19 protein-coding genes, 2 tRNA genes and 1 pseudogene are annotated in these 23067 nt (G+C 56.3%); 8 read left to right on the top strand and 14 right to left on the bottom strand.

The annotated features are described in order from the left end of the window. Positions 1–81: 81 nt before the first annotated feature. The 5 genes from AACY45_RS13050 to AACY45_RS13030 all read right to left on the bottom strand — a co-directional run bounded on the left by AACY45_RS13050 (position 82) and on the right by AACY45_RS13030 (position 8281). On the bottom strand, positions 82–2298 hold the full coding sequence (locus AACY45_RS13050) for a beta-glucosidase (RefSeq protein WP_339545860.1): 2217 nt from the start codon (positions 2296–2298) through the stop codon (positions 82–84). Positions 2299–2438: 140 nt separating this feature from the next. Beyond that, positions 2439–3389 (bottom strand): formylglycine-generating enzyme family protein, encoded by a 951-nt coding sequence (locus tag AACY45_RS13045; protein ID WP_339545859.1) that lies wholly within the window; start codon positions 3387–3389, stop codon positions 2439–2441. A gap of 153 nt (positions 3390–3542) precedes the next feature. Further along, the gene (locus tag AACY45_RS13040; RefSeq protein WP_339545858.1) at positions 3543–4898 is read right to left on the bottom strand and encodes a DUF1329 domain-containing protein; all 1356 of its coding nucleotides are present in this window, start codon (positions 4896–4898) and stop codon (positions 3543–3545) included. 9 nt (positions 4899–4907) lie between these two features. After that, positions 4908–6605 (bottom strand): DUF1302 domain-containing protein, encoded by a 1698-nt coding sequence (locus AACY45_RS13035; protein WP_339545857.1) that lies wholly within the window; start codon positions 6603–6605, stop codon positions 4908–4910. 104 nt (positions 6606–6709) lie between these two features. Then, positions 6710–8281 (bottom strand): sulfatase-like hydrolase/transferase, encoded by a 1572-nt coding sequence (locus AACY45_RS13030; protein WP_339545856.1) that lies wholly within the window; start codon positions 8279–8281, stop codon positions 6710–6712. Positions 8282–8583: 302 nt separating this feature from the next. On the opposite strand from AACY45_RS13030, the gene AACY45_RS13025 reads away from it, so the two are divergent. Together AACY45_RS13025 and AACY45_RS13020 are read left to right on the top strand one after the other, a co-directional pair. Beyond that, positions 8584–9204: a TetR/AcrR family transcriptional regulator gene (locus AACY45_RS13025; protein WP_339545855.1), complete on the top strand. Its 621-nt coding sequence runs from the start codon at positions 8584–8586 to the stop codon at positions 9202–9204. Between the two features lie 257 nt (positions 9205–9461). Beyond that, positions 9462–9758: a hypothetical protein gene (locus AACY45_RS13020; RefSeq protein ID WP_339545854.1), complete on the top strand. Its 297-nt coding sequence runs from the start codon at positions 9462–9464 to the stop codon at positions 9756–9758. 556 nt (positions 9759–10314) lie between these two features. On the opposite strand, the gene AACY45_RS13015 is transcribed toward AACY45_RS13020, so the two are convergent. After that, positions 10315–11178: a LysR family transcriptional regulator gene (locus tag AACY45_RS13015; RefSeq protein WP_339545853.1), complete on the bottom strand. Its 864-nt coding sequence runs from the start codon at positions 11176–11178 to the stop codon at positions 10315–10317. 108 nt (positions 11179–11286) lie between these two features. Between AACY45_RS13015 and AACY45_RS13010 the strand changes: the two genes are divergently transcribed. Next, on the top strand, positions 11287–11679 hold the full coding sequence (locus AACY45_RS13010) for a tautomerase family protein (RefSeq protein WP_339545852.1): 393 nt from the start codon (positions 11287–11289) through the stop codon (positions 11677–11679). 243 nt (positions 11680–11922) lie between these two features. On the opposite strand, the gene AACY45_RS13005 is transcribed toward AACY45_RS13010, so the two are convergent. Next, a tRNA-Leu gene (locus AACY45_RS13005) sits at positions 11923–12007 on the bottom strand. 79 nt (positions 12008–12086) lie between these two features. Between AACY45_RS13005 and AACY45_RS13000 the strand changes: the two genes are divergently transcribed. The 3 genes from AACY45_RS13000 (at position 12087) to AACY45_RS12990 (ending at position 13672) form a co-directional block, all read left to right on the top strand. Continuing rightward, positions 12087–12278: a hypothetical protein gene (locus AACY45_RS13000; protein WP_339545851.1), complete on the top strand. Its 192-nt coding sequence runs from the start codon at positions 12087–12089 to the stop codon at positions 12276–12278. Between the two features lie 66 nt (positions 12279–12344). Beyond that, entirely contained in the window at positions 12345–12602 is a 258-nt protein-coding gene (locus tag AACY45_RS12995) for a hypothetical protein (RefSeq protein ID WP_339545850.1), read from the top strand. A gap of 2 nt (positions 12603–12604) precedes the next feature. Beyond that, positions 12605–13672, top strand: a complete 1068-nt coding sequence (locus AACY45_RS12990) for a tyrosine-type recombinase/integrase (protein WP_339545849.1) — start codon at positions 12605–12607, stop codon at positions 13670–13672. Between the two features lie 150 nt (positions 13673–13822). Here the strand turns inward: AACY45_RS12990 and AACY45_RS12985 are convergent, their stop codons facing one another. Beyond that, positions 13823–14644 carry a transporter gene (locus AACY45_RS12985; protein WP_339545848.1) on the bottom strand — a complete coding sequence of 274 codons (822 nt, stop codon included), beginning with the start codon at positions 14642–14644 and terminating at the stop codon, positions 13823–13825. A 170-nt stretch (positions 14645–14814) separates the two neighbouring features. Between AACY45_RS12985 and AACY45_RS12980 the strand changes: the two genes are divergently transcribed. Then, positions 14815–16902, top strand: a complete 2088-nt coding sequence (locus AACY45_RS12980; protein ID WP_339545847.1) for an alkyl/aryl-sulfatase — start codon at positions 14815–14817, stop codon at positions 16900–16902. Between the two features lie 167 nt (positions 16903–17069). After that, entirely contained in the window at positions 17070–17699 is a 630-nt protein-coding gene (locus tag AACY45_RS12975; protein ID WP_445261182.1) for a DUF3313 domain-containing protein, read from the top strand. A 258-nt stretch (positions 17700–17957) separates the two neighbouring features. On the opposite strand, the gene AACY45_RS12970 is transcribed toward AACY45_RS12975, so the two are convergent. The 6 genes and pseudogenes from AACY45_RS12970 to AACY45_RS12945 form a co-directional block, all read right to left on the bottom strand. Further along, positions 17958–18031, bottom strand: a tRNA-Cys gene (locus AACY45_RS12970). Between the two features lie 226 nt (positions 18032–18257). Continuing rightward, positions 18258–19604, bottom strand: coding sequence for a glutamine synthetase family protein (locus AACY45_RS12965; RefSeq protein ID WP_339545846.1), 1347 nt, complete (start codon positions 19602–19604; stop codon positions 18258–18260). Positions 19605–19627: 23 nt separating this feature from the next. Then, positions 19628–20185 carry a helix-turn-helix domain-containing protein gene (locus AACY45_RS12960; RefSeq protein ID WP_095169638.1) on the bottom strand — a complete coding sequence of 186 codons (558 nt, stop codon included), beginning with the start codon at positions 20183–20185 and terminating at the stop codon, positions 19628–19630. A gap of 25 nt (positions 20186–20210) precedes the next feature. Next, positions 20211–21500, bottom strand: coding sequence for an NAD(P)/FAD-dependent oxidoreductase (locus AACY45_RS12955; RefSeq protein ID WP_339545845.1), 1290 nt, complete (start codon positions 21498–21500; stop codon positions 20211–20213). 88 nt (positions 21501–21588) lie between these two features. Further along, positions 21589–21814, bottom strand: a pseudogene (locus AACY45_RS12950) (amidohydrolase); the annotation flags it as partial. Positions 21815–21875: 61 nt separating this feature from the next. Further along, a complete protein-coding gene (locus AACY45_RS12945; RefSeq protein ID WP_339545844.1) occupies positions 21876–22910 on the bottom strand; it encodes an AraC family transcriptional regulator in 1035 nt (344 codons plus the stop codon). Positions 22911–23067 lie beyond the last annotated feature (157 nt).

Genomic DNA, 23067 nt, shown 5'->3' with positions numbered 1-23067 from the left:
AATCGAATGGGTTGCGATGCTGACCCAGATAACTACTTGTATTCGTGTCTCCAGTCGACTCGCCGTGAGCCAGCGGAGGGATCAATCGACGAAACGCTGTTCCACCAGATCTGTCGTTGCCGTCAAAAGTAGCGCCTGCGCAGATTCGCCCAGCGCCACACGATATTCACCCGCATTAACGTGCCACTGATTGGACGCTGTGTCGAAACGTGCTAGCAAGCGTGGGTCTGCCTTGACCGAAACCCGACGAGACTCACCTGGCTCAAGCTCCAATCGCTCGAAACCTAATAAACGAACTCGTTTGTCACCTGCCGCGTCGGTGAGGTAGAGCTGTGGAACATCAATACCCTTACGCTTGCCCGTATTCGTCACGGTGAAACTCGCCGTGATCGTCTCTCCCCCACTGACTTTAAGATCATCGAAAGCGAAACTGGTGTAGCTCAGTCCATGACCAAAAGCGAACAGGGGTTTCTCGTCCTTCTTTGCAAACCATCGATAGCCCACTTCGGCCCCTTCCGAATAGTTGACCGTCAGCGGGGTGCCGAACGGCGTACCGAAGCCAGGAAGTTCAGGCCGTGGTGTTTGTCCGATATCAGCTGGAAACGTCATCGGGAGATGGCCGGATGGGTTGACCTGGCCGGTTAGAACCTCGGCGATCGCCTGCCCTCCCGCCTGCCCCGGGAACCAAGCCTCGACAATTGCTTTAACCTTGGTGTGCCATGGCATGGCCACTGGATTGCCAGTCTGCAGAACAACGATGGTATTGGGATTGGCGCTTGCAATGGCGTCAATCAACGCATCCTGACCAAAAGGCAGGGACAAATCAGGACTATCGAACCCTTCAGCCTCGTGGCGCGTTGCGAACAAGACGACTACATCAGACTGCTTGGCGAGTATGGCGGCCTCCACGGGGAAAGCGCCTGAATCATAGGTGATGCTAGCCTTCGGCATCAGCTTCTGCAGCTCCGACTTTGGTGCCGATGGGAGGAAACTCTGTTTGCGTTGGTTCGCCATCAACCCTTGTCCGCCCACAGGTATGACCGTGGCAAAGCCGCCCCGCGGGATCACTTGACTCGAACCAGCGCCGGACAGAACGCCGGTGTCTGCCAAACCACCGATCACCGCGATACGCATCGGCTTTTCGCTTTGAAGGGGCAATATTGCTTCGTTTTTCAGCAAAACGATCCCCTGTCTCGCCACCTCAAGTGCAATCTGGTTATGCTGATCCAGATCGATAGGGGTTTCTTTGACCGGCTTATCGACCCCCACTGCGTAAATCGAGCGAAGGATCCTTTGCACCATATCCGAAAGACGCTTATCGGGTAGTTTGCCCTCGGCATGGGCTGCCTGAAGCGGTTCATTGAACCACTCCTTACCCCAGGCAAGCTTGTCCAACTGGGCCCCGGACTCCTGATCTAGCCCCTTAAGTGCATAGGACCAGTCCTGAACCGCGCCCCAGTCGGACATGACCCAGCCCTTATACGCCCAGCTCTTTTTCAACACATCATTCAACAGATGTTCATTACCACAGGAATATTCGCCGTTTACCTTGTTGTAGGCACACATGATCGATCCGGGCTGGGCCAGTTCTATCGCCATCTGGAAAGCCAAAAGATCCGACTCTCGATGTTCAGCCGCATCGATCACGGCATTGAGCCAATGCCGGTTGGTTTCGTTGCCGTTCAGTGAGAGGTGCTTGACCATAGAGATAACCCCTTCGCTCTGGGTACCATTGATCGTACCGGCGGCAATACGCGCACTGAGCAGAGGATCCTCCGAGATGTATTCGAAGTTTCGACCATTGCGCGGATCGCGCGCCAAATTCATGCCTCCACCGAGCAGTACATTAAAACCTTTGGAGCGAGCCTCTCTACCCAGCATGGCTCCTGCTTCTTTAGCAAGTTGCGGATTGAAGGTCGCCCCTAAAGCGAGTCCCGCCGGCAATGCCGTCGCTGAGTCACCGGTTCTGAAGTTGTGGGGGTTGGTCACTCCCAAACTGGCATCAGTCATGGATAACGCAGGGACACCCAAGCGCGGCACGCCTGGTACATGGCCCGCACCCACCGGCACCTGATCTGAAACCCGCTGATCCCTCCCTCCGAACACAAGATGAACAGGCATAAGGCTATAGAGGAGCGAATATCGCTCTGCATTGGTCATACTCTGCTCGGTTTTACGGGCTCGATCATCCGCCGACGAGTCTTGTTGGGCTGAAGCGGCGAGCCCAGCTTGGGTGAACGAAAGCAATAAGCTTGCACTTACTGCAATGCCGGTCTTCTTATTGTTTTTCTTCAACATGAACGCTCCCATACTTGATATATCGATGCGATGAACGCTTTTGATAAGCGAACACCCGACCGTCACCCCTTCCAGGGATGTTCGACCATTTATGAAATGGCCACGCAGTGACCATCCTTTCTCTCTTCTATCGCTTCGGGCTAGGACGACGCACGCCAGACACAGCGAAAACCAACATGACAAGTTGAAGTGTCATCGGCTTGCGGAATACGCGCGGCGGGGCGATATCGCTGGCAATAGTTCGGTGCGCAAAGATGCGATCCACCTTTGAGCACCTTGCGACCTATGCGTAGGTTGGGAGTATCGGGATCGTAGCTGTCCTCTACCCGACCACCACGTGGATTGCTCGGTACGCAACAATGCGCAGTCGGTGGCAATCCTGCCGAGGGCGATGCAAACCAGTCGGCTGTCCACTCCCATACGTTACCGATCATGTCGAACAGACCGTAGCCGTTGGCTGGGAAAGCCCCTACCGGCGAGGTCCTTTCCCAACCATCTAGCAGTTGGTTCTCAACGGGGAAGCGGCCTTGCCAATAGTTCGCAAGCATCTGTCCATCCGGGGCGAGACAGTCACCCCAGGCGAAATCAAATCCATCGTTGCCACCGCGAGCCGCATATTCCCATTCCGCTTCGGTCGGCAACGCTTTACCAGCCCAGGCAGCGTAAGCTTCAGCATCCACATAGACGATATGGACGACCGGATGGTCTTCCAGCCCCTCAATCGAGCTTCCCGGCCCCAGCGGTTCTCGCCACCAGGCGCCGAAACAGAAGATCCACCATTGCGCCGGGCTTACCAGGTTCACGGAAGGCTTCGGCGGCACAAAAACCAGGGAACCAGCTTTGGCCATCTCCAGTGGCATACCGGGATAATCCTCAGGATCCGGAGCGCACTCAGCGAAAGTCTTGTATCCAGTGGCCTCCACGAAGATGGAGAACTGTCGATTGGTGACCGGTGTGGCATCGATCCAGAACTCATCGACATGCACTTTGCGGACAGGTCGCTCTTCAGGATAGAAGCGATCAGAACCCATTCTGAAAATGCCACCGGACAGGTAAACCATGCCTTCCGGGGGACTGGTGTGCATTACCATGTACTGCCTCTCCTATCTTCATTGCGCAATGTCAGGTCCCATTTTTCAGCGGTTCTTTGCGCTGAGCAGACTCAATGAACTCGCCCGTTTAGAAATAGCTCTGACGAGCACGTTTCGATGGTTTCGCCAGAGCTTGGCGCATACTCTGGTCGCTCAGCGAACACCACCTTGGCGCAACTTCCCAGGCGAAAAGTCCGCCGGAGACAACGATGCATTGAAATCAAACGGCACCTCCTCGTTTGCCAAGCCGCCGATGTTGTAACGCCCGGAAATCAGGTCATACGTCGCCCCGCCCGTCACCCACACCAAAGGCTGGTCGTAGTAATTGATGGTATTAGCTTCACCAACCCGCCAAATTTCACCACGGTTGTCGTAATGGTCGGCGACTACGATCTGGTATGTGTCTTCGTCCAGGAACAGATCGCGTTGTTTGTAAATGTGCCGCTGGCCTTCCTTCAGCACACCACGCACATGCCATACCCGGTGTAATTCGTAGCGCAGGAGCTCTGGATTTACATGACCAGGTCGAATGATGTCACTGTATTTGTTCGTCTTGGAAGCAAGGCGGAAGCTGTTGTACGGAACATACATTTCCTTTTTGCCAATCAGTTGCCAGTCATAGCGATCAGGCGCCCCGCTAAACATGTCGTTATTATCGGTAGTCGTCAGTCCGTCATTCGACGGGTTGTCATACGCAATCTGCGGTGCACGCCGAACTCGGCGCTGACCCACTGCATAGTTCCATGCCAAGCGTGGGGTATTCACTTGATTGACGGTGTCATGCACCAGCGTCGCTCCACCCGCCTGACGTGCCGGCGCAAGAGTAGACTGCAATGTGTACACCAGAATGTTGCCATTGCTTTTGCTGTTGTCGGTGACATCCTGATTGAACAGAATGATGTCCGACAGCTTTGTCAATACGTAGTCGCCGTTGATCTGTGGTTGTGCACTGGCGAAGTTGCGCTTAATACCGACTCCCCGGTAACGCATCAGATGGTTCCAGAGCACCTCCAGCCCCGAATGCGGGATAGGAAACGGCACGACATTCTTGGCATCGGCAACACCATTACCATCCTCCACAAGCTTGGCGTTGAGCGCATTGAGTTTGACCGCTTCGTATACATGCTCTGGATAAGAGGCTGAACGACGAGTGGGATACACCTGCAGTTTCCAGGTTTTCGGATAGCGTTTGAGCATCGCTATCTGACCGGGACTGAGCTTGTCGGCGTACCTGTCGGCATTGGCTGCGTTGATCGTAAGCAGCGGCTTGTCGGCGCCAAAAGGATCCTTGTAGCCCATCACAGGATCGTACGCGTCGACACGCTTGGCCAGACCACCGTCCCATGCAGGGATAGTTCCTTCAGTATTGCCCGCCCTCTCTCCCCCTATCGGGGTGAGATCCTTCCCGAGTCGAGCAGCCTGAGCGGCATCTACTTGGGCGTATGCCATCGAAGATGCCAGCAATGCGGAAATCAACACGCCGGTAGACAGAAATTCCAGTCTGAACATGATAGGCCCTCAAAAACTATATTTAACATTGAAGGAAAGGTAATCACGATCACCAGTAGCACCGCCGGTGAAGTCGACATACCGAACACCAAAAGAGAGCGCGTCCAGATAACTCGCGTCGACCCCTACCGAAGTACTCCACGCTCGCTCGCTGAGACCGTTGGTTAAGGTAGGTGCCACACCATTGAATGCTCGAGCATGGCTCAACGACGGAATGACGTTGATTCCCCTGAATACGTCGTTATAGGTCATTGAGACACTGGCGGTAGCGCCATATGCGCTGCTTGTAACATCCCCGTAGTCCAAATCTGTCTCGAGCCCCATCACTCGGTTAGCCACCAGTTCGGCGATGTAAGTTGTCGAGTTGGAGCCGAGCACTCCACGTCCGGTTCGGATAGTCCCAAGCGAAGCCTGATACATGTCCTTCTCTCGGTAATTCTCGACTCTCGCCCCGTAGGGAAGGCCTGCCGGATCAAGTAGCGCCGCCCCTAAAATAGTGCCGGTTGTCAGGTTGATGGGGGCATCGGGCTGATAGCTCACCTCACCAAACAGCGATTGCCCACTGAAAATGTTATCGCCCCCAATGGTGGTATTGAAACTGAGGCCATACAGTTCGCGATTTTCCAGATACTCGGCATAGTAGGTCCCAGTACTAGGAACAGGCTGGGTACCTAACCTGCGGGAAACGGTCGCTCCAAGCCGCGGTAATTGATCGCTGAAACGCAGGTAATACAGTCCAAATTCAGTGTCATTAAGCGCTGGTGCAAACCATCGCAAGGCGACACCAAACTGCGCTGCCGAGTCCGCTTCAATATCCGGCGCTCGCGGGACGAACAAAAAGGGAGAAGCGCCGGGAACAGAGGGGTTATCGAATGAGCCGACCGCTAGATAATCACAGCCATCGTCGAAAACATCTGTGGTCGAAAAATAGGACCCACAGGGGTCAAGCTTGGTTTTATCGTTAGCCCAAGCTGGCTGATAGTAACTTTCAAATGTGAGACTTTCGCTTAATTGATAAGAGGTATAGATCTTGAAGGTCGGCATCAACGACTCTTTTACCTCCGACCCTGGAGCGCGCAGCGCATTGAGGTCGATGGGATTGCTCGCATTAATACCGTTGCGATAATACAGCCCCTCGCCCCAGTTGATGACTTGACGCCCAACTCGAGCATTGAGACTACGCTCACCGAACATCCAGCTACCGTACACAAATGCATCTAATAACTCCGCGTTGGATCCAGCCTCATCTAATCCACCCGCTGTTATTTGCCGATGTCGACGATTGTCGTCCATCAACTCGAAATCGTAGAACGCACGTCCGCGCAAAAAAAGTCCGTACTGGTCATGCCACTTCAACCCTAGCTCTGAGACGATCTTTGCTACTTCTGAAAATAGATCGCCCTTCTTGAAGTTCAGGTCGCCATCATCAGAATTGATTCGCTTGGGGTTCGTTCCCGTACCGCCGTTAGCGGCGGCAATCAACTTCTTGTCCTGTCCCTCGGCACGATAGTTGACGCCGTAAGAAATGGTGGTATCGAGAGACCCCACCCAATCCCCTGAGCTGAATTGATAAGCGTGTACAACTGAGAACGGTAGTGCGACAAGTACCGCCCCAACAGCTGCGGCCAAATTTGAGTAATGACCGCTTCGCCGATTTGGAATCGCTTGTATAGAGCCAGAGGACGACCTGCATCCAATTGCATTCATCTTCACCACCTTTATTCTTGTTTTTGTAATTCCGGCGATTCAGGCACGAACCTGACCCGTTAGCCTCTTGATTACTCTGCTAGTCCTGGAAAGGACTGAATCAATTACTTGGACGCTTTTAGTATCCGATCGAAACCTGGCTCTGCCTTGGCGACCGACTGCTCGAAATCCGAGGCACTACGCAGGAGACGTTCGACGATGGCTGGCTCATTGGCCGCCTGATCATATTTTTCACCTGGGTCGCGACCCAGGTGGTAAAGGGTCGGTTGGGGCAGCTTTCCATTTCGTCCGCCGAAATGTGCACTCGCCTCATAGATATTGAGTTTCCAATCACCGTCTCGCCAGGCCATCAGCTTGCCGCCCAAGTAATAAGGCATTGTGTGGCGCGGACTATCCTTTCCGTCTTTGAGAGTCACAGAGAGATCAACACCGTCGAGTTCAGTGACGGGTAACTTGGCACCGGCCATCGCCACAAATGTGGGGAGCAGATCGTAGGTGGAACCAATGCCATGCACGACAGAAGGCTTGATGGTACCCGGCTGCCAGAACAATGCCGGCACCCGCACTCCCCCTTCGTATGTGGACTTCTTGCCCTCACGCAGAATACCTGTCGAGCCGGACAGTGCCTCGAACCATAACCAAGGGCCGTTGTCGCTGACGAACACGACCAGCGTATCCTTGTCGTTTCCACCACTTCGCAATGCTTCGAGTACTCGACCGACACTGTGATCAAGTTCCGCGATCGCATCCCCCAGACGTCCGCCCTTGCTCTTGCCCTCAAACTCGGGCCCAGCGAAGTGCGGTAAATGCGGCTTTTCGTATCCAACCCAGACGAAAAAGGGCTGAGCGTGTTTCTTGCCCACGTAATCGACGACTTGATCTGTCAACCGACGGTTGTAGGTTTTCTGGTCGATAGGGCGTTCCAGTTCCTGGTCTTTGTAGCGAGCCTCAGTACCCGCCCCTACCCGCTTGCTGGTGATGAGCGGGGTATTCCACAACTCACTCCTAGGCTGGCTGAAATTCGCAGTTGCCTGGGCAAGGTATTCGCCAAAGATTTTCTTGAGCGGCTCACCGCTCATTGCTCGCTTGCGTAGTTGTTCATTAGTCACGCCACCAACGAAATAAGCATCGTTGGACATAGGCGTTCCCCACCACTCATCGAATCCAACCCTGGTCGGATAGGCCCCTGCGGAATCTCCCAAATGCCACTTGCCAAACAAGGCAGTGCTATAGCCATTACCCTTCAGCACTTGGGCGATCGTGGCCTCCTTGTCCAGGAACCTGTTCGGGTCATTCTCGACCACCACGGAATTGGTCACACCGTATAGCCCTGTTCTGGTTTCGACTCGCCCCGTGAGCATGGCACCACGACTCGGCGAGCAGATCGGCGAACTCACATAGAAGTCGGTCCAGCGCTGGCCCTCTTGCGCCATGCGATCGATATTGGGGGTTTCGAACACCGGGTGACCATAGCTGGAGAGATCACCCCAGCCCATGTCGTCGGCAATCAACAGGACAATGTTTTGTCGCGCGGAGTTCGGCGCAGTTGGCGACGCCTGGGCTTGCATCACCGCGTTCAGGGCGCAGAAACCCAGTACTGCGACCGCACAACACCTTTTGCGAAATGGTAGGAGCTCACCTGAGACAGGACGCGAGGGAAATGTGATGTCTTTCATCGCTGGAACCTTTTAATTATGGCGCTAAGCCGCTCAACTGATGCATCACTTGATTGCTCCCTGCAGCAGCGTTCAAGCTCTGAAGCAATCGGAACAGAACACGCCTTTATTGTTGTTATGGTCACTTTCCAGGTCTGCCCTGGCCATCTGCCACGTGCTCCACGAAGGAACCATGGCTGTCTTGCAACAAAAAAATTTATCCGACTGGATAAATATGTCGATTGTCGTGTACATTGTCAACATCTGGAATGGCGAGTAAAAACGTTCAGCCAAGGTGAACGACCATCAGGAGGAAAGTCGCAATGCACGTGCCTCGAGTTACAAAACAGGACCGAAGCGAGCAAACTCGCGCACACATCCTGGAAATAGCGCTCGAAGAGTTCTCCTCCCATGGTTTTGAAGCGGTCAGTCTCAGGGACATTGCTGACCAGGCGGGAGTAAATCACGCGATGATTCGTTACTACTTTGGCAGCAAGGATGCGCTCTGGAAGGAAAGCACCACTTACCTGTTCCAACGCCTACGCGAAGAGTTGCCTCCTCTCGATCTATCCACCGGGGATGCAAATCTCGACGATCTTAAGGAATACGTGCGCAACTATGTTCGATACTGCGCACGCCATCCCGAGCACGCGCGGCTGATGGTCCAGGAATCCATTGCAGGATCCGAGCGTTTGAAGTGGGTCGCGCAAACCTTCATCCGCCCGGCCCATGAAAGTACGTTGCAGATGATTACCAATGCCCAGCAAGGGAACGGTATTGGCAATATCGACCCCCTGATGCTTCTGTACATGATCGTCTCGGTTGTGCAGATGCCTTATCTGCTGACGGCAGAATTAAAGTACACCCACGGTCGCGATGCACTGGCACCAGAAGCCATCGAAGCCCACGCCGATGCTGTGATATGGCTCTTTTTTCGGACCTAACCAGACTCCAAAGTGCCGCTCGGCTTGCAACCATTTCGCAACGTTTCCAGGTCGATTTGTTACAAGCCGAGTGATGAACTGTGATGACAGTCAAGTGCGACGCTAAAGCGCGCTTCTTAGTGTCAATAGAGCAGGCGTGCCAACCTATAAGCTGCTGAAGGTAGCTCCGAAGGTTAGCAGTTTAATTTTTCGATAGTGGTAGTAGCTGCAAATTCAACTATGTCTCAACAAACAAACAATCATAAGAAGGAAGGATCATGAGTATTTCCAAAATTACCGGTGCGGTGGTGCTTGTTATGGGGCTTTCGCTTCAGTCGATGGCGTTCGCCGAAAACACTCCCACGTACAGCACAACGGCAACGCCAATAAGCGAATTGCTGGATAACCCCAAGACACGTGTAGTGATGGACCGCTATTTCCCCTCCCTGGCAGATCATCCGCAAGCAAGTATGTTCCGTGGAATGACTTTAAAGGACATTCAGCCATTTTCCGACGGACGTATCCAGGACAAGCAGCTCAAAGCGGTTGATCACGACTTGGCAAAATTGAAGTAATAGATGAGTTTATCCTCATTGTTCCGCCAATTTTGACGCGCATGTAAACACCCCACTTTCGATGATGTCCCGATTATGTGGTGCGCCACATAATCGCTGGACGGCACTGGCCTAAACGTCAACATTGATACACATGCAACGGCATTGGCAGGCATGCGGCACAACGGCAACCGGCTCTGCACCGAGAATGACGTGCCTTGCGTCACCTCCACGACCTGTATGTTGGCCTTCGGCCTGCTCCTGGGCTTCAGCCACCCCTTAGCCCCCAGCTTGAGACCATCGGGCAAACTTGCGGCGGTCACCTCCGGATCCCAGTCCTCAGTGGGCAGCGTCCTGATACAGACGGAAAACGCGATCAGGCTCGGTTTTGATCTCAATGGACGCTTTGATTTGCATGGCTCGTTACTTGGGCCATGTATAGAAACGAGACAGTAAATATATTTACTGTTCGGAGCTAGCTGGAAAACGCTCAAGAGCCTAGCAGCGGCCCCTCACTCTCCTAAATGCTGGATTACCCCGAATAGCGCCATAACTGCGCTGCTGGATGCTCGGAGGATTAACTGAACTGGCTCGCCAGCATTTCCCGTACGGCACTTACCAATTGAGATTCACCAGGACGAGGGGGTAACAGACTGAACTCAACATCCGGCAATACCGGTAAATGTTGCGCCGACCGGTAGACCTCCGCCCCCATCGGCACAGCGGATGCATTCAAACAAGCAACACCCAACCCAGCCAATAACGCTGATTGCAGCCCCGCGACTCCGGACGCCGAATGCGCAACCACATAGGGCACCTCGTAAGCCTCCAAGGTCTCCCTGGCGAGGCGCTGTAGGCTGCATCCCTGCGGCAGTACCAAAAGTGGCAACGGGGTATTTTCCTCCCGCTCAGCCTCGAACCCCGCGACCGACACCCAACGCAGCGCCTCCCGTCGAACCGGCAAGCCCTCAGGCAGGCTGCGTCCGTCGAGAATTCGCATTGAAAGGCCGATATCGAATTCACCCGAATCCGCCCCGCTCTCGATTTGCATGCTCTTGCGTACCGACACATGCAGGCGAAGGTGCGGATAGCGTACTCGCAGTTTCTTCAGTAGGTCGGCGATCGAGCTGGGCAGGAAGTAGTCGGTGATGGCGAGCCGCAACTCACCGACAAAGGTCACGCCACGCACGCTTTCAAGGGCACGATCACTCAAGGCAAGCATGTCTCGTGTATGTACCAATAAACGTTCGCCAGCCGGTGTCGGTCTTACGCCTTTTTTACCCCGCTCCAGCAACGTGACCCCGGTGAAGGCCTCGAGCTTGCGCAATTGCTCGCTTAACGCCGATTGCGACCGACACAGCTTAGGCGCGGCCTCCGAGAGGCTGCCTGACTCCATCGCAACCGCGAAGGCTCGCAAAAGTTCTAGGTCAAAGGGGCGCATGCTCATCCTGCTGTTTTTCCGAAGGATACGATCATATCTTCCGGCTTTTCAGCGCTCAACCCACTCCTTACTCTGAGCCAGACATCAACTTCCTACGAGGACTTCAACATGCCCGGCATCACACTCAAAATCTCTGGCCAACCTGACCATGCACGAGTCCAGGGAATCGTCTCCCAGCTCACCGCGCTAACCTGTGATGTGCTGGAGAAGCGTCCGGAGCAGACACTTGTGATCGTGCATCTCGTGCCTCATGAGCAGTGGTTCATCAACAGTTGCTCGCTGGCCGAACTGGGTTACAACTCGTTCCGTCTGGAAGTCACCATCACGGATGAGACGAACACCAAAGCGCAGAAAGCGCGCTTTCAGCGTGAGGCTTTCGCGCTATTGGCCGGGGAAATCGGCAACCTGCATCCACACTCCAATATCCATGTCATCGACTGCAGGGCCAGTGCGTATGGATATGGCGGCCTGAGCCAAGAATATAAACATCACCACCCCTGATACTAAAACCACCAACACACAGGTTTAAAAATTTTTAAATCAATACCTTGCAGACATTCATGGCGGCATTGAAACGCGGGTGAGAGTTGAGCTCGGCAGGCCTGGAATGGCGAAAGCTGCCAGCAAAGCTCCCAAGCCGGCTACCAAAATTAAGGTGCTGACTACCAAATCGTAGACAGCAAAAAAACACTAGGGTCTCGTTAGACGCTAGTGACAGATAGGGGTGTGTTTGATGAAGCGAGATGGTGCCCCGAGCCGGAATCGAACCGGCACGCCCTGCGGCGGCAGATTTTAAGTCTGATGTGTCTACCAATTTCACCATCGGGGCATGGGAAATGCAAAAGCAGGCGCTGATTTAACCCTAAAACAAAACCAGAATCAATCACTTAGGAAATGAGGCACCTCTTATGGCCATGAAAATCAATTTCACCAAGTCCGCACTGGACGATCTTACGTGCCCGAAAGGCAAATCCGACTTTATGGTGTACGACACCGAAGCCAAGGGCCTAGCCGTCCGGGTAACAAAGACTGGTGGTAAAACATTTTTCGTCGTGCGAAAAATCAAGGGGCGAGACCACAGGATTAAGCTGGGCGCTTAGGACAAACGCACTACAAAAATTCCGATGATTCGGCGATGAAGCCCTGTCGGTATACACGAACCTGGGATGCTGGAGGAAAAACCCACGAAAGACTTGCAGGACGACGTGACTGTCGAGAGCGCATTCGAGGACATGTTGATCGCAAAAGCAAAGCTCACTGAGTGCACCATCGACGACTATCGCAAGACTTTTAAAAATCACACCGCAGCACAACGCCCCGTCGTAGGCCGCGTGTATGCCCGCCTGAACCTCGCCGGATTGAAACCTTCAGCAACCAATGCCGTCGCTGAAACCTGGTCCCTTGATCTCTCCCGCGTAGGTTAACAATGCGCCAGAAGAAAGCAGTCAACCGAGATCTTCCACCACGAATGATTCGGCGCATCCGGAAGAGAAAGAATGGGAGCATCTGGGTGGGTTACTACTACAACGGCAGGGATGCCGACGGTAGCCGAGTGGAGATACCTCTCGGCGGCGACCTCGATGAGGCCAAAGTTGAATGGGCGCGCCTGGATCGCAAAGCCACGCCTAAGTCTTCTCACTTGATGGCCAGGTTGTTCGACGACTACGAGGAAAGGGTCATCCCTGGGTTGAAGTGCGGCACCCAAAAGGACTACCTCAAAGGTTTGAAGCAGCTGCGCAACGCCTTCGAATCAGCCCCCGTCGAAGCCCTTACCCCACAGGTGATCGCCCAGTATCGCGACGCACGGACAGCAAAGGTGCGCGCTAACCGCGAGATCGCCCTCCTCTCGACCATATTCACATTTGCCCGTGAATGGGGGCTCACTGAAAAGGCAAACCCTTGCACCCGGTTGCGCAGGAACAAAGAGACACCCCGCGACTTCTATGCTGGCCAAATCGTTTGGGACGCGGTGTACGCAGAGGCACCGCCCGAACTCAAGGACGCAATGGATCTGGCTTATCTGACGGGCCAGCGCCCCGCCGATGTGCTCAAAGCATCAACTGCCGACTTGAACAACGGGTTCCTGATGGTAGGCCAGGGTAAGACTGAGAAACGCTTACGCATCCGTCTACACGACGGCGCAGACGCATCAGGGCTCAGCACCTTCCTCGATGCCCTACTCGAGCGCAAAGCCATGGCAGGCATCAGAAGTTCAAGCCTGATCACCAACCAGGCAGGCCTGCGAATGAGTTACGCAATGCTGAGAAATCGGTGGGATGAAGCACGAGAAAAAGCAGCCGCGAAGACCGCGGCTGAAGGTGATGCAACGCTTTCCGCCGCAATCCGCCAGTTCCAATTCCGCGACATCCGACCAAAAGCTGCCAGCGAAATTGACGACATTAGTCATGCTAGCCGCCTGCTTGGTCACTCAACGCAGGAGATGACGAAAAAGGTTTATCGCCGTGTTGGTGAAATTGTGCGACCTACAAAATAACTAAGGGGCGCGATGGGCGGCTACCAGTAGATTACCCCTGCGAGGACAGATCTACCCCAAAGCTGCCGTTGGCCAAAGGCAGAAAACGGCCAATAGCGGACACTTAGCCCAACCCAGGGCAAGCATCCAACCGCTGACGTCGGTTCGCTCTCAACGTGGAAACAAAAAGGTAACGGCCGCCCGGAATCCCCATCCTTGAGGACCGTCATCTGGACTATCGAGCCAGTAACGCGGTCCGACTTGCACTGTCAGTGGCTGACCACCAATTTTCAACAGTTGTGTGACCATAAGGTTGACCGGCACTGACCATTCGCGTGACTGCCAGTTGTAGGTGGATTCGGTGTTCACCCCGTACGTCGTAAGGGTGCTGGTGGTGTAAGAAAGGAAGGGTTGCAGGAAGGTCTGGTTGACCTTTTCCTTGTCGTCCGGCGGGCTGCCGTCCAGCCCCCAGATATGGTTGGCAAGTATGCCGTGAGTCCAGCCATTGGCTTGTTTCAACGCAACGGCAGTCGGGCCGATCCCCCACTGCTCGCTACCCAGCAATTCATCACTACCGGTGGGAATCAGGATTGCCGGGCCGACGCCGAGTATCCAGCCACTGTCCGTGGGCTTTTTCGGCGAAAAGAAAAAGCTCTGGGTGATATCGCCGACCCCGGACTTGTCCGCCGCACCATTGGGTGCCAGACCGTGTTGATCGATGATAGGCAGGATGGTCCGGGAAATCAGGTTCCAGTCATCGTTAAGGGTAAATGGCAGCACCGGCTGGAGGTTGGTCACGCTGTGCATGCCCTCACCGGTCGGCCCCATTTTCTGGTCCCAGTTGTACTGCACCGGCAGGCTGTACATGGCCGCCACCGGGTTGAGGGCTTTTTTGGCTAGTTCTGCCGAATCCTCGGCCTGGGACAAGGGCGCGACGCACAACCAGGCAACCAATGCCGAAAAGGTGTAACTCCATCGCTCTTTTAAATCCATTGCTCATCACCTGTAGTCGACAAAAGCGCAGCAAGAGACAAGCGTAGGCAACAGTGAGCAATGTGCAATTTTTCTCAAAGAGAGGTGCATTTGGGAAACACTTTTTTACGCTGGAGCTATCTGATCCAAACTCTACTACTCGTAATTTCCTCGATTCGTACTAGTTTTGTTTGAGCCCGCCGCTACCACTTTTGGTATGGCTCATTGCCACTAGAGGGAACTTGAAGATGAATCACGAGATGACATTGAAGAAGCTCGCCCGCTATCAACATGAGGGGCGGCCCTTCAAAGTAGCGGGAACGCTTTGCTCACTCGTTGCAGCCATTGCACTGGCCACTCAAGCGGTTGCAGCCGATGCAGAGAAAGCAAAACCCGCCTCGGAGTCGACCAAAGCTGCTAACAGTGCGCTGCTCAAGGAACTGCCATTTAACGACAAGACATCCTTCGAGCTGGCGCACAAAGGCTTTATTGCGCCCCTACCGTCGACGGTCATCAAAGGCGCGTCGGGCAATGTGATCTGGGACCCGGCGAAATACTCGTTCATCAAAGAAGGTGAGGACGCTCCGGACACCACTAACCCCAGTCTCTGGCGGCAGTCCCAGCTGATCAACATCTCCGGCCTGTTCGAGGTTACCGACGGTATTTATCAGGTTCGCAACTACGACCTATCGAACATGACCATCGTCGAGGGCAAGGACGGCATTACCATCTTCGACCCACTGATTTCCGCCGAAACCGCGAAGGCAGCACTCGATCTCTACTACCAGCATCGGCCGAAAAAACCCGTCGTAGCGGTGATTTACACCCACAGTCACGTTGACCACTACGGTGGTGTGCGCGGTGTAATCAATGAAGAAGATGTGAAAGCCGGCAAGGTGAAGGTTTATGCCCCCCTTGGATTCATTGAGCATGCGGTAGCCGAAAACGTCATGGCAGGCACGGCCATGAGTCGTCGTGCCAGCTACATGTACGGCAACCTACTGCCTCCCGCTCCGACCGGTCAGTTGGGTGCAGGACTGGGCACCACGACGTCGGCTGGCACGGTGACGCTGATCCCACCGACCGACATCATCAAGACCACAGGCGAAACCCATGTCATTGACGGCCTGACCTACCAGTTCCTGTATGCGCCGGGCAGTGAAGCGCCGGCCGAAATGCTCTATTACATCAAGGAGAAGAAAGCGCTCAACACCGCCGAAGACTCCACCCACACCCTGCACAACACCTACTCGTTGCGCGGCGCGAAGATCCGCGAACCACTGCCCTGGTCAAAATACCTCAACGAGGCGCTCAAGCTGTGGGGCGACGATGTCCAGGTGATGTATGCCATGCACCACTGGCCAGTCTGGGGCAACAAGGAGGTGCGCGAGCAACTGTCCTCGCAGCGCGACATGTACCGCTACATCAACGATGAAACCCTGCGGATGATCAACAAGGGCTACACCATGGTCGAGATCGCAGAGCAGTTCAAACTGCCCAAAGCGATCGCGAACAAATTCTCCAACCGTGGCTACTACGGTTCGGTGAACCACAACGTCAAGGCCACCTATGTGTTGTATCTGGGCTGGTTTACCGGCAACCCGGCGCAGTTGCATGAACTGCCACCGGAGGAAGGTGGCAAACATTACGTCGAGATGATGGGTGGCGAAGAGGCCGTGCTCAAAAAAGCCAAGGAGTACTTCGACAAAGGCGAATATCGTTGGGTTGCCGAGGTGGTCAACCATGTGGTGTTCGCCAATCCAAACAACCAGGCGGCGAAGAACCTGCAAGCCGATACCTTGGAGCAATTGGGTTACCAGGCCGAAAGCGGGCCATGGCGCAATTTCTACCTCACCGGTGCCAAGGAACTACGTGAAGGGGTGATGAAGCTGCCGACCCCGAATACGGCCAGCCCAGATACCGTGCGGGCGATGGATCTGGATTTGTTCTTTGACTTCCTGGCCATGCGCTTGAACGGGCCAAAAGCCGAAGGCAAACGCCTATCGCTCAACTTCGACTTCACCGACCTCAAACAGAAATATTCGTTGGAGATGGAGAATGGCGTGCTCAACCACACCGAAGGCGTTGAAACCAAGGATGCCGATGCGAAGGTAACCCTGACCCGCGACACGCTGAACAAAATCGTGTTGAAAGAGACCTCACTGAAAGATGCGATGGCCTCGGGTGATATCAAGATTGACGGGGCGCAAGGCAAGCTCGAGGAACTGGTGTCTTACATGGACAACTTCGATTTCTGGTTCAACATCGTGACGCCGTAACACATCAACTTTTAAGGGGTTTTGCCCCCATAAAACACGCTCTCAGAAGGCGGCAGCGCATCAAAAGCTGCCGTCATTCTGACTTGCCGACGACACTTGTTTTGCCTTCACAGATCCCTCGGGAGCTTTTATGAAGATGAAATCGTTCGCAGCATGTGTATTGACGCTTGCACTCGCTGTGTTGTGCCAGTCCCTACGTCGATCCTGAGCAGTACTCAGGATTTTTGAAGGACTACAGCGTACTCAAAGAAGAGAAATCGCCATCCGGGGCGGACGTCATGCGTTGGATCGACCCGAAAGTAGACGTGAGTCGCTACACCAGCGTCTACGTCGAACCTAGCCAGCTATATCCCAAACCGCAAGCAACCGAGAAAATTCCCCAGAGCATCCTTAGTGGCATTACTCAGTACTACAATCAAACCTTGAAAAATGCCTTTTCCAGAGAGCTTCCGCTTGCTACCGGCCCAAGGCCGGGAGTACTGGTTGTGCGTCCGGCCATTACCGCCGTCAGTGCCAAAACCAAGGGTCTCAGACCTTATGAGGTGATCCCGATTGCCTTGGTAGCAGCCGGCGTCAGTGCGGCGACCGGCATCCGTGACCAGGACACCAGCCTGGCCACTGAAGCTGCGTTTCTAGATGGTGGCGACAACCTGGTAGTTGCCAAAATGGTTCGTAAAGGTGCAGGAACTGATCTGGAAAACTCCTCAGAGGTCGTTCAAGCCAAAGACTTCAAGGCGGTGCTCGATGTCTGGGCGCAAGACATCGTCAAATCGTACAAACAACTCAAGACCAAGTAATGATCTGATCCGACCAACAGGATTGCCTTGCTGAGGTTTACTGCATCGAGTGATGCGGTTTGGCCAGGTAATGCTGATGGTCGTTTCTCTCAACTGGGTGAGGTCCGCTTTGGGTCGACTGCAGCCAGCCATCACCCTAACCAAATATGCCCCCCAAGTTCGCAGTTGCGGAACACCACCCCAAAATTGCGGAACACTCCACTTTTCTGAAGGCAATAAAAAACCCCGTAGATCATTGATCTACGGGGTTTTTAAGAGTGGAGGCCGAGGTCGGAATCGAACCGGCGTAGGTGGATTTGCAATCCACTGCATAACCATTTTGCTACTCGGCCTCAAACGTCGGATGCCTGAAAAACAACACCAAACGCAAACAAACTGGAGAGGGAAACTAGATTTCTATCTACTTCCAACCCTTTGAAATCTAAAGGGTTTTTCTCGCTCCCTAAGCGGGAATGGACGCAATTCTGGACTGCTTCCGATGTCCTGTCAAGGACGCAAAGTAAAAAAATCTCAAGGTTTTCAATTCCCTGGCCCGGGGTGAGCCGGGCCAGGGGGTGATTATAGATACCAGCGGTATTCCCGTGCGCTTATTTCCTGTTGGAAGGCCAAGTGGTCCTGGCGTTTGTTTTCGCAGTAGACGTCGACGAACTCGGCGCCCAGCCCTTCGCGCAGTTGTGGCTGGTGTTGCATGTGGCGTACGGCCTCGAGCATGTCCAGGGGGAAGTCGATGCCGCTGTTGCGGTCTTCGTTGAGGGGTGGGATGGGGTCGCGGCCGGCGTCCAGGCCCTGCTCCAGGCCGACCAGGATCGCGGCCAGCACCAGGTACGGGTTGGCGTCGGCGCCGGCCAGGCGGTGTTCGATGCGCAGGTTCTTGGCGTCGGACTCGGGGATGCGTACGCAAGCGTCGCGGTCCTCGAAGCCCCAACTGGCGCGGGTGGCGGCGTTGACGGTGCCGCCCAGGCGGCGGTAGGCGTTCTGGTTCGGGGCGAAGATCGGCATGCAGTGCGGCAGCAGTTCCAGGCAGCCAGCGACAGCATGGCGCAGGGCCTGTTGCTGGTTGGCCGCCAGCAGGTTCTGGCCGGCGCCGTCGTACAGGCTGACGTGCACATGCATGCCGCTGCCGGGGTGTTGCAGGTACGGCTTGGCCATGAAGCTGGCGCGATAGCCGTGCTTGAGGGCCACGCCCCGGGTGCTGCGGCAGAACAGAGCGGCCCAGTCGGCGGCTTGCAGGCCGTCGTCGAGGTGGCCGAAGTTGATTTCGAACTGGCCCGGGCCCAGTTCGGCGGTGATCTCCGTGGTATCGATGCCCTGGATGCGGGCGGCCTCGACCATGTCATCGAGCACCGGGGAAAAACGCGACAGGCGCTCGATGTGCATGTTCGGTTGATCGTCGGTGTCGTCGGTCAGGCCGTCGCGGGGGAACTGTGGCAGGCCGTCACGCAGTTGCTTGTCGAACAGGTAGAACTCCAGCTCGAACGCCACCACCGGGTGAATGCCTTTGCCGCGCAGGCGCTGCAGGACTTGGGCGAGGACTTCCCGGGGTTCGAATTCGATGGGCTTGGCGGTGCCGTCGGAAGTGATCAGCATCTGCCCCAACGGTTGGGACTCCCAGGTCACCGGCTTGAGGGTGCCCGGCACCAGGCGCCGCACGGCATCCGGGTCGCCGTCGTGGAAGCAATAGTCGCCGATCTTGAACAGACCGCCCTGCACCCCCAGCAGCACGCAGTTCTGCGGCAATTTGAGGGCCGTGCCGGCGGCGACTTTTTCCAGCATGTCGATCGGATAGCGCTTACCGTAGAAGTGCCCCGGAATGTCCAGGGAGATGAGGTCGACATAACGCACCTCAGGGTAGCGTTGGCGAAAAGCCCGTACTTCGGCCAACAGATCAGAGCAGGCAGCGTCCATCTTCAAAGTTCCCGTGGTAGTGATCAGGTGTAAACCCACAGCACACGCGTGAGTTGGTCAGTGAGGTTGCCGTAGCGGCAGCGGGTGTGGCTGTCGAGCTGGAAACTGTCGCCGGCCAGCAAGGTGACAGGCTCGTCGTCCTCGTCCAGCCACAGGGTCAGTTCGCCTTCGAGCACGTAGCCGCCCTGCTCCGAACTGTCGCTCAAATGCCGCTCACCGCTGTTGGCCCCGGCCTCCAGGCGGCTTTCGAGCATCGAAAAGGTGGCGCGCATTTTCGGCGAGACCAGGATGTCGGTGATGCCGTTGGCGTAGTACAGGGTGCGGCGCTCATCCGGCCGGGTGACCCACGGCAGGACCTTGGGTTTGGGCAGGCTGTAGAAGTAGGTGGTCGGCACCCCCAGGGTCTCGCTGATCGCCGTCAGGTCGGCCACGGTCGGGCGGGACAGGCCACGCTCGACTTGCGACAGGAAGCCCACGGAGCGCTCGATCTTGTCCGCCAGCTCCTTGAGGGTGAATTTCTTGTGCTTGCGCAGGTCGTGGATCAGGATCGCCAGCGCGGCAATTTCTTCTTGCTTGTTCATGCCTGAAATTCCGGAAGAGGATTGATCAAATGCTGTCGCGCAGTCGGTACCAGGCCTTGCCGATGGCTTCCAACGGCGCGGCCAGGTACTTACCGCCGGGAAAACGCTCGTTTTGCAGGCCCTGGTACAGGGCCAACTCGTCGGTCTGCCCGAGGATGGCCGCCGATACCGCGCGCGCAGCGGCCAGGGTCGGCAACACGCCGTGCCCCGAGTAGCCCTGCAGCCAGTAGAGATCGCCGCGCCGGCCAACGTCCGGGGTGCGCTTGAGGGTCAGGTCGATGTGCCCGCCCCAGGTGTACTCCAGCTCGACGCCCTGCAACTGCGGGAACACCCGCTCGAGGAACGGCCGGGTTGCCGCGCCGATGTCCCTGGGCATGCCGCCCAGGTAGGTGCAGCCGCCACCGAACAGCAGGCGTTGATCCGGGGTGCGACGGAAGTAGTCGAGTACGAACTGGTTGTCGGTCACGCACACATTGCTGGGCAGCAACGCCCTGGCCAATGCAGGCGCCAGCGGCGCGGTAGCGACCTGGTAGGTGCCCACCGGCAACACGCGACTGGCCAACTGCGGATCGAGTTGATCGAGGTAAGCGTTGCAGGCCAGCACCAGCACATCGGCGCGCAGACTGCCCTGCTCGGTGTCGACCACATACCGGTCACCCACCTGACGGTAGCTCAGGGCCTTGCTTTGCTCGTAGATGCGCCCACCTGCGCTTTCGATGGCGGCGGCCAGGCCCAGGGCCAGTTTCAACGGGTTCAGGTGCCCGCCTTCGGGATCGAACAGCCCAGCCTGGTAACGCTCGCTGGCGACCCACTGCGGCAACTGTTCGCGGGGGATGAATTGCAGGCCATCGTGGCCCCACTTGTGGCTGGCCTCGTGCTGCCACTCGGTCAACAGGCTGACCCGCCGCGGCATCACCGACGTCCACAGATGCCCTGGGCGATAGTCACAGTCGAAGCCGTGGCGTGCCGGCAGTTCACGCAATTCCCGAGCGGCCCAGCGCATGCTGTCCCACAGTCGCCGCGCGCGCTCAAGGCCGAGCGCCGCTTCCAGGGGCGGCATGTCGCAGGACCAACCGAGAATCGCCTGGCCGCCGTTGCGTCCAGAGGCAGCCCAGGCTACTCGGCTGGCTTCCAGCAACGTTACGCGCTTGCCGGCCAGGGCCAGGCGCAACGCGGTGTGCAAACCACTGAAACCGGCACCGACGATCACCACCTCGGTGTCCTGCTCGCCCGTAAACACCGCACGCTCCAGCAATCGATCGGCGCAACTGTGGGCGTAGTAGCTGGCGACGTGCTGCTTGGATTGCTGAAACATTTGTCTACCTATGAAATTATGTTTTTATAATTTCATGAAAAATTACATCATAATTTTCACTAGCGCAATCGCTGGCCACACCTCAGAGGTGCCGCAGGAAATCATCGCCCTGGTGCAGGGTGACGCTGGCGGTGCAGTGCTTGAAGTCGCTGGGCGCTTCCTTGGGTTTCTGAATGAACAGGTGGTAGGCAATGCGGATCGTCAGTTGATCCTTGGCCGCCAGTATCGATCGCGCTGGTGCCCCCCAGGCGGTTGAGTTCGCGTATGAATGGGCGGGTCGAGTTGAGCGGGTATTCCCGAGTCATGGCGATACCCAACAGCTGTTGAGTAACGCCCTGGGCAGACTGGATTAGTCAGGCGAGACGAACACCGACTCTACTCATCCTCCACCGGCACTGCCTGCGCGCCCTGGAACCGAGCCCGATAGCGCCCCGGGCTTTCCCCCGTCCACTTCTTGAACGCGCGGTGAAACGCGCTGGGCTCCTGGAAGCCGATCTGCGCGGCAATCGTGGTGACGCTGGCCTGGGTGCGGCGTAATTGTTCAATCGCCACCGCGCGACGCACCTCGTCCTTGATCTCCTGGAACGCACAGCCTTCGCGCTCGAGCTTGCGCCGCACGGTGCTGGGGCTCAGGTGCTGCTCGCGGGCAAAGGCTTCCAGGGTCGGCCATTGGCTGTAATCGCTGTTGCGCAGCCGCTGATGAACCTGCGCCGCCAGGCCGTGCTGGTTGCGGAAGCGAATCACCAGCCATTGCGGGGCACTGCGCAAAAAGGCCTTGAGCGACGCCAGGTCCTGGGTCACCGGCAGTTGCAGGAAGCGGCTGTCGAACTCGATTTGCGTGCGGGCCGCGCCAAAGGTCAGGTTGGCGCCCCACAACAAAGCATCGTCCTCCAGGGACAAGCGTGGGTGCTGGAAGTCGGCGCGGTCGATGGCGATCCGTCGTCCGCCCAGCCAGCACAGCAGGCTGATCATCAGCACCAGGAAGGTCTCTTCACCAAAACGCGCCAGTTCCACGCTTTGTGCCTGGGTCTGCAGGCTGATCACCGCGCGCTTGCCGCGCACGGTCAGGGTGCCGCGAAAGTCCCGCAGAAACAGGGCAAAGTTGGCCAGGCACTGGCGCATGGCTTTTTCCAGGGTCGGCTCCTGGATCAGTGCCCGGCAGATCAGGGCGAAGCTGCCCGGTGGCATGCCGTGGGAATCGAGGCCGAAGAATTCGTCCTGCAACTCACCGATCTGCGCCAGCCACAACGCGGCAAACGCCGAGGCCGGGACCCGCGCCGCCGGCTGCTCGAGCAGTTGCGGGTCGATCCCCACTTGCCGCAGCACCGCGTGCAGGCGCTGTGGGTCCGCGCGCAAGGCCTGGATCATCGGGTACACGAAGTACACCGCTACCGAATCCGTCTCCCGCATGTAATTCCCTGGCTCCCGATCATCTGAACATGGCAAAAAACGCCACCACCCTTGCGCAGTTTTGGCATAGGCGCCGTGGCGCGGCTGACTCTAGACTCAGCGCCATAAACCAGCCTCCTCCAGCGCCGCTCATACTACGTGAGCCGCGCGCTGCCCA

This window comes from Pseudomonas sp. RA_35y_Pfl2_P32 (assembly GCF_963970735.1).
Taxonomy (GTDB): domain Bacteria; phylum Pseudomonadota; class Gammaproteobacteria; order Pseudomonadales; family Pseudomonadaceae; genus Aquipseudomonas.
The sequence above is the reverse complement of the archived record's forward strand: the minus strand, read 5'-3'. Positions and strand labels throughout refer to the sequence as shown.

Bases quoted from the DNA above. Each gene is read 5' to 3' on its own strand.
- AACY45_RS12995 (WP_339545850.1), top strand. From the start codon at position 12,345: ATGCTGGAGGAAAAACCCACGAAAGACTTGCAGGACGACGTGACTGTC.
- AACY45_RS12965 (WP_339545846.1), bottom strand. From the start codon at position 19,604: ATGGACGCTGCCTGCTCTGATCTGTTGGCCGAAGTACGGGCTTTTCGC.
- AACY45_RS13050 (WP_339545860.1), bottom strand. From the start codon at position 2,298: ATGTTGAAGAAAAACAATAAGAAGACCGGCATTGCAGTAAGTGCAAGC.
- AACY45_RS13025 (WP_339545855.1), top strand. From the start codon at position 8,584: ATGCACGTGCCTCGAGTTACAAAACAGGACCGAAGCGAGCAAACTCGC.
- AACY45_RS12990 (WP_339545849.1), top strand. From the start codon at position 12,605: ATGCGCCAGAAGAAAGCAGTCAACCGAGATCTTCCACCACGAATGATT.
- AACY45_RS12985 (WP_339545848.1), bottom strand. From the start codon at position 14,644: ATGGATTTAAAAGAGCGATGGAGTTACACCTTTTCGGCATTGGTTGCC.
- AACY45_RS13000 (WP_339545851.1), top strand. From the start codon at position 12,087: ATGGCCATGAAAATCAATTTCACCAAGTCCGCACTGGACGATCTTACG.
- AACY45_RS12955 (WP_339545845.1), bottom strand. From the start codon at position 21,500: ATGTTTCAGCAATCCAAGCAGCACGTCGCCAGCTACTACGCCCACAGT.
- AACY45_RS13015 (WP_339545853.1), bottom strand. From the start codon at position 11,178: ATGCGCCCCTTTGACCTAGAACTTTTGCGAGCCTTCGCGGTTGCGATG.
- AACY45_RS13010 (WP_339545852.1), top strand. From the start codon at position 11,287: ATGCCCGGCATCACACTCAAAATCTCTGGCCAACCTGACCATGCACGA.
- AACY45_RS13040 (WP_339545858.1), bottom strand. From the start codon at position 4,898: ATGTTCAGACTGGAATTTCTGTCTACCGGCGTGTTGATTTCCGCATTG.
- AACY45_RS12945 (WP_339545844.1), bottom strand. From the start codon at position 22,910: ATGCGGGAGACGGATTCGGTAGCGGTGTACTTCGTGTACCCGATGATC.
- AACY45_RS12960 (WP_095169638.1), bottom strand. From the start codon at position 20,185: ATGAACAAGCAAGAAGAAATTGCCGCGCTGGCGATCCTGATCCACGAC.
- AACY45_RS13030 (WP_339545856.1), bottom strand. From the start codon at position 8,281: ATGAAAGACATCACATTTCCCTCGCGTCCTGTCTCAGGTGAGCTCCTA.
- AACY45_RS13020 (WP_339545854.1), top strand. From the start codon at position 9,462: ATGAGTATTTCCAAAATTACCGGTGCGGTGGTGCTTGTTATGGGGCTT.
- AACY45_RS13035 (WP_339545857.1), bottom strand. From the start codon at position 6,605: ATGAATGCAATTGGATGCAGGTCGTCCTCTGGCTCTATACAAGCGATT.
- AACY45_RS13045 (WP_339545859.1), bottom strand. From the start codon at position 3,389: ATGGTAATGCACACCAGTCCCCCGGAAGGCATGGTTTACCTGTCCGGT.